This is a genomic window from Robinsoniella peoriensis (genome assembly GCF_000797495.1).
In the GTDB taxonomy this organism is placed as follows: Bacteria; Bacillota; Clostridia; order Lachnospirales; family Lachnospiraceae; genus Robinsoniella; species Robinsoniella peoriensis.
This window is the reverse complement of record NZ_JTGN01000013.1, coordinates 129,921-143,908: the sequence shown is the minus strand read 5'-3', so window position 1 is coordinate 143,908 and position 13,988 is coordinate 129,921. Positions and strand designations below refer to the sequence as shown.

The window sequence follows — 13,988 nt, the reverse complement described above, 5'->3', positions numbered from 1 at the left end:
TTTTCAATCAGCCCTTTACCGCGCCTGCAGTCATACCTGCTATGATATATTTCTGTCCGAAAGCATATACAACAATGATCGGCACGAGAATTAAGACCATGATGACGCAGACCAGGTTCCAGCTTCTCTGGAATTGCCCGAAGAAACTGTACACCATTGTGGTAAGGGGCATCTTTGATGAACTGTTCATTACATAGAACGGAGTGATAAAATCATTCCATGCATTCATGAAGTTTAAAATGATAACCGTTACGGTTACCGGCTTTAACAGTGGAAATACTACTTTCCAGAAAAGCCCCATGCAGCCGCATCCGTCAATAATTGCAGCCTCATCGATTTCCCTTGGCACCGACCCGATAAACCCATAATAGAGAAATATGGTAAACGGTGTTACTAATGCCGAATACAGCAGTATCAGTCCGGCCAGCGTATCCATCAGTCCCAGCCTCTGCAGAACCAGAATGGCAGGTACCATATTCAAAGGGGCTACCAGTCCCAGTAAAAAGAACAGGTACATAAAACGGTGGAGCTTTGTTCTCCTTCTTGACAGTACAAAAGAACAAAGTGCTGCACCAGTTGTGGCTATAATGACGGTACAGACAGATACAACCAGGCTGTTGCGGAAAGCGCCAAACACATCCACCTGGCTCACAACCTCCTGATAATTGGTAAAAATCCATTGCTTTGGCAGTGAAAAACTCATATTTACCGCGTCACCCTGTGCCTTAAAGGAATTCAGCAGAATAATAATCAGCGGCACAAAAACAAGGATGGAGAAGCCCCAGAGAACGATACATTTTACAATTCTCCCGATTTGGTTTTTTCTTGTCATTTCAATCCTCCTCCCTGGTCATGCCTTTTAAAACAGAAAATGCCACAATACAGGTAAAAATAAAGAGAATCATTCCCAGCGCCGTAGAAAATCCATACCTTCCGGAACTGTATTCCTTATAAATAACCGTATTTAAAACCTCTGTCTTTCTGGCCGGACCACCGTTGGTCAGCACAAATACCAGATCAAACACTTTTAGTCCTGCGATCAGATTCAGCACCAGATTTATGGTAATGGACGGCATCAGCTGGGGAATTATGACATAGATTAATTTTTGGAATCCGTTTGCCCCATCAATAGAAGCCGCTTCCAGATAGTCTTCGGAGATAGCCTGCAGTCCCGCTATATAAATGACCATGTTCTGTCCCACCAGGCGCCAGATCTCCACACAGATTACCGCTCCCAAAGCGGTGTTCACATCCCCCAGCCAGTCTCTCTGTAAAAAGTCCAGACTTATGAAACCCAGGAATCCATTAATTACACCATATTCCGGATTAAAAATGGATTTGAACACCAGACCGATAATCAGTGGTGAGAGCATAACCGGGAAAAAGAAGATTGTTCTTAGAAAATTTCTGGTTTTAAATCCTTTATTCAGAGCCAATGCCATTCCCAGCCCGATTGCATTCTTAAAGATGGTGGTGACCAGGGCAAAAACAATAGTAGTAAAGATAACCAGCAGGTATCTCTGGTTCGTAAATATTTCTTTAAAATGTGACAGTCCTACAAAATGGATCTCGTCATTCATTGCATTCCAGTCTGTAAATGACAGAGCCAGCCCCATGGCGCTTGGCACGATGAAAAATACCAGATATAACACCAAAGGAAGCAGAATAAAATAGGACGGGTATATTTTTTTATGATTCATTGAGCTTCCCTTCTTTCTCCGCTCCGGTTTTTCACACAGCCGGTGTACCAGACACCGGCCGGAAAACCAGGCTTATTTTATTTAGAATCCTTCCTGATCGGAATCTTTTGCAAGAGCTCTTCTGGTATTATCATACTCTTCCAATACCTGTTCCGGTGTCAGGGAACCGGTGAACATTTCCTGGCAGAGTTCGCTGATCTTGCCGCCGTCATAGAAATATACACTTGCTTCTGCACCCTGAAGCTGTTTGTCACCGACAATATTCATCAGGTCTTTATATGCCTTTGTAGGGCTTGCTTCAATCCCTTTTACGGAGGAGGAAACGTAAACTGTTTTTTCTTTATACAGTTTTTCCAGGTTCTGTTTCTCTGCCAGGAAATCAAAATATTGTTTTGCTTCTTCAATGTGTTTGCTGCCGGCACTAATGCATTTTGTAGTTCCTCCAGCGGTCAGGGTAGCATACTGGTTATCTGCCAGCGGGCTTGGGAACATGCTGTATTCCTCCGGATTAACGCCATTGATATTATTGACCATTTCGTTTGGATAAGATCCGTGAATAATAATCATTCCATATTTGCCGCTTGCAATTGCGTCATAAGAATTATCGTAAATATTAGACATATGGTTTTCACCAAAATATCCGCTGTCCGCCATTTCCTTGAGCTGTGTCAATGCGGTAACAAATTCAGGTACATCTGCAAATCCGATTTTATTGGTATTCAGGTCATCATAAAGTCCGGGATGGTTTGCTGCCGCAAGGGCACTTGCACCTTCCATCCAGTAATGGGTATGCCACAGATCTTTTACAAATTCATAGACCGGGGTAATGCCGCCTGCCTGCAATTTATCACATGCTTCTTTAAACTCAGCGTAATTGGTGGGTACTTTGATTCCAAGTTCTTCAAACACTGCCGGCTTATAAAGAACTCCGTTGGTGTCATCCACCCCAGCCGTATTCTGTGCATAAAGCCTGCCTTTGTAAGAGCATCCGTCGATTGCCCACTGCTCTAATTCACTTACCCAGGATTCCTCTGACAGATCAACCATATTTTTTTCAGGATTAAAATCCTTTAATTTCGTTCCGGAATAGGACATGAAGATATCTGGTCCTTCACCTGTATTCAATTTGGATTTCACAATGGTCTGATACTGGTCATCCGGACTTAACTGGAAATTGATTGCAATACCGGTCTTTTCCTCAAACTCTTTTGCCAGTTCCTTATCCACATCTTCGATCCAGTTTTGTGATGCCGCAAAATTTAAAGTAACTTTCTCACCGCTTCCTTCATCATTATCCCCAGCCGTTGTCTCAGCTTTTGATTCCTCTGATTTTCCATCCTCTGTCTTTGCCGCTTCTGTCAGCGTCCCGTCAGTCTTTGCTGTTGTATCCGCCGTATCTTTCGTATTCTGATTCCCACATCCTGCCAGGGATCCAATTGCTAATGTCAGGCACATTCCACCTGCTAATAACTGCATTTTTCTCTTTTTCATGTTTGTTTCCTCCTTTAACTTGAATTGTTGAGTTCATTATAGCCGATGGCATCGTGGTTGGAAATGCACAATGTGAGACTCTTATGTGGATAATCTTGAACAGTATTCTTACACGCAAAATAAGGACAATAACCATCAAACGGGTTATTGCCCTTACCTCAGAGTGTATTCTATAAAAATAATTATTCTGCCTATTCGTGTTTCTGTATTATCTGCGTTTTCTCTTTTTCTTTTTAACGGAGTACCCAAATGTCCCCAGATGTTCTCCAAGTCCCAGATATTCACCATGGGAATAAGCCAGAAGTCCGGTCTTATTCAGTTCAAATTTACCATTTTCATTCATGTAAGCCTCGTCTACATGGACTGCAAGTACATCCGCAATAAACATATGGTGTGAGCCCAGTTTTTTTATTTCTTTTACCCGGCATTCAATGTTAACCGGACACTCACCAATCATGGGAACTTTGACCTGCTCTGCTGCCTCAGGCGTCAGATGAAGCTCCTGAAACTTGTCTACATCCCTGCCGGACCGGACACCGCAGTAGTCTGTCGCCTTCGCCAGTTTCTGGGTCGTAAGATTAATCACAAATTCCCCTGTTTCCCGAATCATATCATATGAATACCGTTCCGGCTTCACCGATATATAAACCATGGGAGGATTAGTACAAATCGTGCCTGTCCACGCTACCGTAATAATATTCGGCTTTTCGCCCTCCCTGGCACAACTTACCATCACTGCCGGCAGCGGATATATCATATTGCCCGGCTTCCAGGTCTGTTTACCCATAGCACAACCTCCCTTTTTTCGTTATTGCTGTAATGCATTCATAAATGCAGGAATCAGCTGTTTCTTCCTGGAAACTATCCCTGGCAGATATACCGAATGATCCTCTGGCTGCTGATGAAAAGCTTCTCTTACCAGGTCTTCCGAATCTCCGCCAAAGCATAGCAGCTCCGTGGATTCATTCATGATATCCGTGAGCATGAAAAACAACATCGACTCTCCATGCTGCCCCAGTGCCTTTTCCAGATAAGGAATCAGCCTACCCTTAATATCCTTTAATTCCGAAGCATTCATAGAATTGATCTGCCCAACTCCAAAATTTGCCTGGTTAAGTTCAAACTTTTTAAAATCTTGATAAAAGATTTCTTCCGGGGCCTTTTTCTTTAAATTACTTCCAGCTGCAAACATTTCAGATGCAAAGGTTTCAATTTCAATTCCCGCAATCTGTGCAAGTCTCTGTGCCGCGTCTCTGTCCACTGCCGTACAGGTTGGGGAGCGGAACATCAGAGTATCCGAAATAATTGCGGAACACAGCAGCCCTGCTATATTGGACGGTATCTCAATTCCCTTTTCCTGATAGATCTGATAAATAATTGTCGCCGTACATCCAACCGGCTGATTCCTGAAAAATACCGGCGCCATGGTTTCCAGCGAGCCAAGTCTGTGATGGTCAATAATCTCCAGTATCTCTGCACTTTCAATGTTGTCCACTGCCTGAGAAGCTTCATTATGATCTACCAGAATCAGTCTGTTCCGCTTCATACCCAGTAAGTTACGTCTGGAAATCATACCCACATAGCAGCCGTGCTTGTCCAGTACCGGGAAATCACGGTATCTCTTCTTCGCCATGGTATCCTTAATATTATCCGTAAAATCATCCAGCTCAAAAGTCAGAAGGTCATTTTTCTTCATAAAGAATTTGACCGGCATACTTTGGTTTATAAGTCTTGCTACGGTGTAGGTGTCATGGGGTGTGCTGATAATCGCACAGTCCTTTTCATGAGCCAGATGCTGAATGGTTCTGGATACCGGAGCGCCCTCACATACAATAATACAGCTGGCATTCATTTCGATGGCACATAACTGGGATTCATACCGGTTTCCCAGGATGACCAGATCATCCTCTCCAATATAGTTTTCCATCAGATCAGGGTTTGCAGCTGCAACAACCACTTTTCCTTTCACAAAATAGGCATGTTCATTTCCAACCACCATATTCCCTTCCAGGGTCTCCAGAATATTGCTGTATTGGGTTCTTGCCGTAGACAAAATTTCATTGTCTAATATATCCATATAAGACTGTGCAATATCGCTGATAGTAATAAGTCCCTCCAGAATATTATTATCCTTTGTAATCGGCAGTGTATTTACATTTTCATCTTTCATAAGCGTCCATGCCTTTTTCAGGGAAATGCTGTGGCTGACACCCGGTATTCTTCGGATATCCATATCCTTTACTCTGGTTCCCACATTTGGAACATAGCCCGGAGGTTTTATTCCAAACCGGTCCAGAACAAACTGCGTCTCCTCGCTGACCTGTCCGGCTCTTTTCGGGACATAGATTGCATCACCTATCTTATTCTTTACATCTGCGTAAGCGATAGCGGAGCAAATAGAGTCTGTATCCGGGTTCTTGTGTCCGATGATATATACTTTTTTCTTCATTGTCTCCTGCATTTCATCGTTATCCTTTCCGATTAATGTACTCAATTCTCAATTACCTCTTTTACTAAATTTTTTCATATCCTCATGTTCTATCAGTGCACCGCCATCTTTGATTCTATTCATCATTCTGATGAATTCCTCTGCAATCCTGTACACATACTATATTTTTCACATAATTCTTTGTCATTATCCGACTTTCATCATATCATACTTCTTTTTGCTTTTCAAACACTGTATTGCCTATTCTGCCCATTTTAAGCCATTTCTGTTGCTTTTTTTATACAAAAATGTTATAGTTTTATCATTCTATAGTGGGAAATAAGGAGGATCATATGTCAGAAGAATTAATCAACGAAACAACTGCCACACCGGAAACCGCTGAAGCCGTAACAGAAACAGAAACTGCTGCCGGCATCACACCAGAAGCTGAAACTGCTGTACCTGATGAGACTGCAGCGGAAAGCATGGCTGATTACGAAAAAGAGCTAACCGCTTCTCTGAAACAAATCCATGAAGGTGATATCATTACAGGTACCGTAATCGGGGTTACGGAAACAGAGATCACTTTAGACCTTAAATATTACACCGAAGGTGTGATCCGTCTGGAAGATTATAGTGCAGACCCGAGCTGCTGTCTGAAAGAATCTGTTCATATTGGCGACGAAATCTCCGCAACCGTTGTCAGAAGAGATGGCGGACAAGGTCAAATCATGCTCTCCAGCAAAGAAGCTAATGAAGTGCTGGCATGGGATAAATTAAAAGAGCTGAAAGAAAATCAGACAAACCTTACCGTAAAAATAGGCGGCGTTGTTAATGCCGGTGTCATTGCATATGTAGAAGGCATCCGCGGATTTATTCCGGCATCCAAGCTTTCTTTAAATTACGTGGAAGACTTGAACGAGTGGCTGGGACAGGAAATCCAGGTTCGTGTCATTACTGTTGATGAAGAAGACAATAAGCTTGTATTATCCGCAAAAGAAATCTTAAGAGAAAAAGCGAATGAAGACAGAAAAGCAAAAGTGTCAAATGTAGAAGTAGGCCTTGTAACGGAAGGTACCGTTGAGTCTATTCAGCCTTACGGTGCATTTATTAATATCGGAAACGGTCTGTCCGGACTTGTACATATTTCACAGATCTGTGAAAAGAGAATTAAAACTCCAGCAGCAGTTCTTACAGTAGGAGATCAGGTAAAGGTAAAAGTTATTAATATTAAGGACGGAAAACTCAGCCTTAGTATGAAAGCACTGAACGATGTTGCTGCGGAAGAAGTGACAGAAGAAACGTTCGATCTCCCTGAAACAGAAAGTGTTTCAACTAATCTGGGATCTCTTTTCGCTAAAATTAAATTATAATCGGCAAACTATCTGTCATTTTGACTTTTATATTACATCAATTTAACGCGGTACTTTGTCGTAATTCACTAAAACAGGTTCTTGACGAACCTGTTTTTCGTTATTTTTTACAATAAATTCACTTAGAGTTCATACTTCGTTCACAATTGATTGTTATACTTTAAACATCTTCAAAAGAGATAACTTCCGGTTTATAGCGTAATGTTTTCATTACACATATAGATAAATTTTTTCATAATAGCCTCGGTGTACCAGACACCGGGGCACTCCTCATTTTATGGGGGAAATAAGGGTTTGCATCTTACACGAGGCAAATCACAGGTGTTTTTAAGATTCCCATCCGTATCAACTGATACTCATAAGCATATCTTTCATCTAGCGTCCGCCATTCAATCGGACCAAACCATTTTTTCATTTTTGATTCCCTTTTTCATTCATAAATGCATCAAACTGCTTTTGCAGCTCTTCCATAAATTTATCCAGTCCTGCTGCTTTTAGTTTCTCAATTGCCTTATCAATATTTTCATCGTAATCTTTGAATCCATTGGAGATGGGATTCAGGTACTCGGATTCTACAGCCTGCAGCTGCGCATACTCCGATTTTACAGGCTCCGTGTCAAAAATGAAATTGGTGGACTTCATGGTAATACTTCCCTCTGCCTGTTTGTTAAAAGTTTCAATCTGTTCATCTGTAATATAGCTTGGATAACGGCGGAATTCCGTATTAACCGGCATCCAGTTATGAATGATTTCATCCGTACAGATCCTTTCCACACGACCATTTTCAGTCAGCTTATAATCGGTTCCTTCAATTCCGTATATCCACAGATCCACCCATTCCTGGTTCTTCTGGAACAGGTTAATGACCTTGATATATGCTGCCAGCTCATCCGGGTCCTCTACTCCTGCGCTGATCCCAAAGGCGGTAACGTAGGTTCCCCAGCTCATCAGAGGCTTTTTGGCTGTATCACCCAGATATACATTTTCAAATACTGCATTTGATGCAGAGGAACGGACGCTTTCCATCATCTCGAAGATACGGTCATTGGAGCTTACTGCAAACATGGCTCTTCCGGCGGCAAATTCACTGCTGGACTGCTCTCCGTTTGACAGCTGGTAGGATGGAATGATTCCCATCTGGTTCCAGCGCTTTGCAATCTCACTTACCTGCTTATACTCTTCGGACTCATAGTAGCTGTAGACTTTAGGATCATCCGGGGCATTGGCATCCGTCATGGCAAAATTGTTGATAAAGTTCATATTGATGTCAGATGCTATGGCTCCATTTAACACCTTAGGATTCAATCCTCGCCCCAGGCCAATATAATCGGGATGTTTTTCTTTGCATAGCGTATAGAAATTTTCTAAATCCTCTATGCTTTTAATTTCTGAGACTCCTGCCTCATCCATCAAATCTTTTCTCACCATCATGAGATAATCTTCACCGGCATTTGGCTTATATCCAACCGGTATGGAATATATTTTGCCGCCAATGGTAAATGCTTTTGCAGCATTTTCTTCGTCACAGTATTGATACAGTTCCGGGGCATTATCCTTCAGCAGTCCTGTAACATCCGCATAATAACCCTTTCCAACCATTTTTGCAGTGACTTCCGTATTGGTGTAGCACATGAATTTTTCACCTGCGGAAAACATCAATTCCGATTTCCCCCCTGCATATTCAGTCCAGGGAAGATACTGGATTTCCAGGTCCACATTGATCTCATCCAATACTTTTTGATGAATTTCATTGGCCATCAGCTCTTTCATACGGGGAGATTCTTCCCCGAACATCACCAGTTTCACAGGAACGGCATCCTGAGAGGCAGTATCGGAAGCTTCTGCATTTGTACCTGCTGTCTTCTTTTCCTCTGAGGAAGCACATCCTGTAAACATGGCTGTTACCATAGCCCCTGCCGCTAATAATGCTGTTACCTTTTTTAAACTCTTCATTCTCATACCTTTTCTCCTTTTCTGTGTGACCTCGTGTCACACTTACCTTTTTCTGTTCGATCTCGTGTCACACTACCCTTTTCTGCGCGACCTCGTGTCACACTTCCCCTTTTCTGTGTGACCTCGTGTCACACTTACCCTTTTCTGTGCGACCTCGTGTCGCACTTACCTTTTTCTGTGCGACCTCATGTCACACTTACCTTTTTCTGCGCGACCTCATGTCACACTACCCTTTTAAAGCACCCACAGTTACACCCTTTACAAAATATTTTTGTACAAACGGATAGACCAGTACGATTGGTCCGATGGCAATACAGGTAATTGCCATTTTGATCGTCTGAGTGGGCAAAACAATATGCCCTGCTCCCATCCCATTTGGATTCGTCGCCAGATACTGGATATTGGCATTCATTATGTACAATATATACTGCATGGAATAGTACTCATCTTTGTTAACCAGCATTAGCGGAAGATAAAAGTCATTCCAGTAGGTCAATGCGTAAAATAAAACAATGGTTACAATTCCTGCTTTTGACAGGGGCAGGACTACTTTCCAGAAAATCTGAAAATATCCGGCTCCATCAATTTTAGCACTCTCCGTCAGTTCATAGGGCAGCCCCTTGATAAAGTTTCTGATCAGATACATATAGAAAACATTCATGCTGTAAGGCAGAATCAACCCCCACAAGGAATTTCCCAGATGGTAATACTTTGTGCAAACCAGATACCAGGGAAGCATCCCCCCGCTGAACAGCATGGTAAAGTAAGCAAAAAATGCCAGTTTGTTCGCATGACGGAAATCTTTAACCGAAATAACATAGGCAAAGCAAGTTGTAATAATTACGGATAAGATGGTTCCCAGTATCGTAGTCGCCAGAGTTACCCCATATGCACCCAGCAGCGTGTCTCCCTGGCTTTGGAAAACGTATTTATAGGTATCCAGGGAAAATCCTCTTGGTACCAGAGAAAATCCTTTTGTGGCAATTTCTACTTCATTTGAAAACGAGCCGGAGATTGCCAAAACGATGGGAAGCAGGCAGATCAGGGAAAATATTCCCAAAAGTACATAGAAGCCGCCCAATAAAATACGATCCGATTTTAAAGTCCTTTTTCTCATTTCTAATTTCCTCTCTAAAATAATGAAGTGTCTTTATCGAATTTTTTCGCTATCTTATTGGAGATTATAACTAAAAGGAATCCGAATATAGACTGGTAAAGGGAAACTGCTGACGCAAATGCCATGTCTCCATTCTTTACACCGCTGCGGTAAACAAATACATCAATTACATCCGTTACTGGAAGAAGCATTGGATTTAGATTTGTAAGTCCGATCATCATGTTCAGATTTCCTTTCAGCATATTTCCTACGGAAAGGAGAAACATAATGATAATAGTCGGCCTTAACAGCGGAAGTGTTATCTTGCGGATCTGCTGCCATTTACTTGCCCCATCCACCTGTGCTGCTTCATATATAGAAGTATCAAAGCCTGATAATACACCGTAATAAATAACAGAATTATATCCGGTACTCTGCCAGATCACGACTAAAACTAAAATGATGACCCAGGCAGCAGGACTGGAGTAAAAGTCAAAATGAATCCCTGCTCCTTTTAACAATCCGCTGATAACTCCCACTTCAGAGCTTAACAAAGCGTTTAGTATGGCGCCCATAACCATCCAGGAGATAAAATAAGGAAAGAACATAACGCTCTGGCTTCCCTTTATAAACTTCTTACTTTTTATTTCACTGAGCATGATGGCTATTGCCACCGCAAAAATCGTCCCAAATACAAAGAACAGGATATTCAATCCAATAGTATTTCTTGTGGCTCTAAGTGCCGTATCCATATTATTGAAAAAGAAACTAAAGTTCTTAAACAATGGATCAGCCCATTCGCTTCCGAAGATCCCCCCTTTAAAATGGTAATCTTTAAAGACCAGTATCAGGCCCGCCATAGGAACATAGGCAAAAGCAAGCAATACCACAACTCCCGGAAACGCCATCAGATAGAGCGGCAAATCCTTTTTAAATGTGTGTTTTCGTTTCATAGCCTCCCTCTTTCTTTTTATTTTCACTGTACGTACTTGTGTTATGGATGCATCTTATCGTCATTTTGACTTATTATCAATCATAAAAATACGTATTTTATATAACATCATCTAATATAATACTGTTTTTATAATATTAATTTCATCTCGTATTGTTTATTTTATACTTTTCTTGTTGTTAATGCAGATTATTTTGTGCATTATTACTCTGCTCCAGACACAAAAAACAAGCAGGAAATCAGGCTTTTCGCCCGCCTCCTGCTTCTGATCTTATATTAATTCTTAGTTATAAGGGAATCTGCGTTTGGCACACGCGGGAATGCCCTAGAGCGTGTTTGAAAATTCATTCCTGCCATCTGCACGCCCCACTTAGCGGCATATTTGCCCCGAATTCAGGTTGCGTAGCCCGCTACGCGCCCTTCATCCGGGACAAATCTCCCACAAAGTGTGACGCACAGCTGCCAGAAAGCAATTTTAAAACACGCTCTGGTTCTGTTCTTATCTTAATCCTTAGTCTTAACCCTCCGTATCTGGGACGGAGATACTCCGTAAAATTTTCGAAATGCCGCCGAAAAATAAGAGGAACTGTTAAAACCAACTTCCTTTGCAATTTCCTGTATTGTCATGTTTTGCTTTTCCAAAAGCATTTCCCGTGCTTTTTTAAGCCGCAGCTGACTGATATAATCAGGGAATGTTTTTCCTGTATGCTGGTTAAAAAGCTTACTGAAATAAGAAACGCTCAGTCCATAGTGCTCAGCAACTGCCTCTACTGATAACCCGCAGTCACGGTAATTCTCCCCCACATAGACCTCTACTTCTCCCATAATATATACCGCATTAGGCTGCCGGCTGCTTTTTAGCTGGGCCCTGACTTGTAAGAACAGCTGGCAGAGCCACTCCTCTATGTCCGCCTGCCCGATAAAAATCTGATTGGTGAGAAAATCCTCCAGATACATCTCATACTGTTCACTCTTTTCCCCGGAAATGCTTTCTGAAAGCCGAATCACATCCGCTATGAGCTCTTTCAGATACTTCTGTGCCTCCAGGATATGGTAGGAGGTAAGATTCTTAAGAAGCCTTTGCATACATGCATTCAGGTCTTCCTCTGTATCATTCTTAACAAACCTTAAAATGTGCTCCCGTTCGGGTTCCTGTACCGCTCCCTGCCGTTTTGCCTTCAGTACGGATTCGTCCGTTACCTGCATATCTTTTGCCAGTATATAATACTCCGTCAGCAGTTCTGCACGGTGATATGCTTTGGGAAGCCTGTCCGGCCTGCTGCAATGGGCAATTCCCACACAGCCTTTCATTCCATATAGGGTTTTTAATTCCTCCAGAAGTTTTCCCGCCTCTTCTTCAAGGGGGATACTGTCTGACCTTTCCTCCGTCATCCCATGGCTGTCATAGCACACCGCATGGGGGCCTCCCTCTTCTCTCATACTATAATCTAAAAATATAATCTCTCCCTGAGAAGCACGGTAACAGTGCATACCGCCTTTTCTATTTTCTCTCTGCACCCAGCGAATTTCCTTTACATATGCAAACAGTGCTTCATTTTTAGACCAGTCCTCCAGAAAATACCGCAGTACAATTACCGTAAAATTATCCGGTTCACAGTCTCCAAACTCAAACATTTTCTGATCAACCACATCCCCACTCCTGCCATACCGCAAAAAACGCACGGCTGCATTATTACGGATCTGGCTCTTCAGCAGGTTCATATTCTGGTTTACATCTTCCAGCGCATCTGTTGCCAGAATCAATTCATCTTTTCCTTTTACCGTTTCTTCCCCGCTCTGTGCCAGTTGCAGTATATTGCGGAAAATAGCACCCACAGGACGGTATACCCAGCCAGACAGCACCCACACTGCCCCTGCAATAACCAGCATCCCCAAAACAGTGGCAAATAATATAGTCTGAAGCGCCCTGTTTATCTGTATCTGGCTTCCCGACATATCCTGTATCCGTAGGGATAAAAACCTTCCATCCCCTTCCCTTACATAAGAAATTGCCCGTTTTTTCCCGTCTACGGACTCATTAAAGGAGCCTTCGTCAATTTCCTTTGTACAAATTTCCTGAAACATTTTCTGGGCTTCTTCCTTGTTTTCATTTCTCTGGGCAGCAACCAGTTCTCCGCTCTTATGGAATATGTAGATGGGATTTACTGCCTTTTGGTTCCATGGTATGACTTTTTCCTGCACAGCATCCATATTAATCGCCAGCGCCACGCCATAGTTACTGGGCGCATTTGGATAATCCCGGTCACTCCACAGAATAACCATATGTTTTTGATATTTGCGGTCATTGGGCCACACGTAGAAGATATCTTTATCCGACACCGTATCTGAGGCTGCTTTCACTAACTCTTCTTTTGCAGCCACGGTTACCATTCCCGTATCGTAGCTTGCCAGAATATCCTCTTTATAGAATAAGATAACGGAAGAGATGCCGGTCATATTTCCAGCCATAGCTTTCATGGATTCATAGATCGTATCGATATGGGAATCTTCCCGCCCTCCAGATACCAGGAAAGCCTTCACATTCAGATTCCGATACAGGAGTTGTGCCTGATCCTGATACTGCATGACCTGATTCTCATAAGAGTTATTCAGATTACGCAGCATTTCCCTGGTTTCCTTATCCGTATCCTCCCTGATATTTGCAGACAGCCCGCGAAATACTGCAACATCTGTAAACCCGATGGCCAGCACAGCCACGGCAAAAAATGCCAGCAAAATCCGCATTTTGTATTTTAACCTTCCGCTTCTTTTCAGCCTCTTACAGAACCCCATCTTCTCCACGTTTTGCGCCCTCCCATATACTTTCCCTCAGGTTACATAATATCTCAACAGAATAGTAAAATTATAGCAAAATCCTATTGTTTATTCAATTTTTTGGTCTATTAAAATCATTGTATTCTGTCAAAAACATCTTATTTTGCATAAAAAGGAGGGAAGAAACCAAAATATTTGATTTCTTCCCTGCATTTTATCT

10 protein-coding genes and 1 pseudogene are annotated in these 13,988 nt (G+C 42.3%); 1 reads left to right on the top strand and 10 read right to left on the bottom strand.

Annotation, left to right across the window (positions count from 1 at the left end; genetic code table 11):
* Positions 1–7 precede the first annotated feature (7 nt).
* From QR40_RS23200 to QR40_RS23180, 5 genes are all read right to left on the bottom strand, one after another.
* A complete protein-coding gene (locus QR40_RS23200; protein WP_044296944.1) occupies positions 8–832 on the bottom strand; it encodes a carbohydrate ABC transporter permease in 825 nt (274 codons plus the stop codon).
* Position 833: 1 nt separating this feature from the next.
* Positions 834–1,700: a carbohydrate ABC transporter permease gene (locus QR40_RS23195; RefSeq protein ID WP_027295290.1), complete on the bottom strand. Its 867-nt coding sequence runs from the start codon at positions 1,698–1,700 to the stop codon at positions 834–836.
* A gap of 81 nt (positions 1,701–1,781) precedes the next feature.
* On the bottom strand, positions 1,782–3,191 hold the full coding sequence (locus tag QR40_RS30255) for an ABC transporter substrate-binding protein (RefSeq protein WP_052431023.1): 1,410 nt from the start codon (positions 3,189–3,191) through the stop codon (positions 1,782–1,784).
* A 208-nt stretch (positions 3,192–3,399) separates the two neighbouring features.
* A complete protein-coding gene (locus QR40_RS23185) occupies positions 3,400–3,978 on the bottom strand; it encodes a flavin reductase family protein (protein WP_027295292.1) in 579 nt (192 codons plus the stop codon).
* Positions 3,979–3,999: 21 nt separating this feature from the next.
* Positions 4,000–5,652, bottom strand: coding sequence for a putative manganese-dependent inorganic diphosphatase (locus QR40_RS23180; RefSeq protein ID WP_044297006.1), 1,653 nt, complete (start codon positions 5,650–5,652; stop codon positions 4,000–4,002).
* Between the two features lie 320 nt (positions 5,653–5,972).
* Between QR40_RS23180 and QR40_RS23175 the strand changes: the two genes are divergently transcribed.
* A complete protein-coding gene (locus tag QR40_RS23175; RefSeq protein ID WP_081999027.1) occupies positions 5,973–6,992 on the top strand; it encodes a S1 RNA-binding domain-containing protein in 1,020 nt (339 codons plus the stop codon).
* A gap of 411 nt (positions 6,993–7,403) precedes the next feature.
* Here QR40_RS23175 and QR40_RS23170 read toward each other — a convergent pair whose 3' ends face one another.
* The 5 genes and pseudogenes from QR40_RS23170 to QR40_RS23155 form a co-directional block, all read right to left on the bottom strand.
* Positions 7,404–8,951, bottom strand: a complete 1,548-nt coding sequence (locus tag QR40_RS23170; RefSeq protein WP_044296943.1) for an ABC transporter substrate-binding protein — start codon at positions 8,949–8,951, stop codon at positions 7,404–7,406.
* A gap of 220 nt (positions 8,952–9,171) precedes the next feature.
* Entirely contained in the window at positions 9,172–10,062 is an 891-nt protein-coding gene (locus QR40_RS23165) for a carbohydrate ABC transporter permease (RefSeq protein WP_027295296.1), read from the bottom strand.
* A 14-nt stretch (positions 10,063–10,076) separates the two neighbouring features.
* Positions 10,077–10,994, bottom strand: a complete 918-nt coding sequence (locus QR40_RS23160) for an ABC transporter permease (protein WP_027295297.1) — start codon at positions 10,992–10,994, stop codon at positions 10,077–10,079.
* Positions 10,995–11,269: 275 nt separating this feature from the next.
* A pseudogene (locus QR40_RS33315) lies at positions 11,270–11,452 on the bottom strand (DUF6783 domain-containing protein).
* A 45-nt stretch (positions 11,453–11,497) separates the two neighbouring features.
* Complete coding sequence (locus QR40_RS23155; protein ID WP_242858579.1) at positions 11,498–13,786, bottom strand: helix-turn-helix domain-containing protein; 2,289 nt, start codon at positions 13,784–13,786, stop codon at positions 11,498–11,500.
* Between the last annotated feature and the right edge of the window lie 202 nt (positions 13,787–13,988).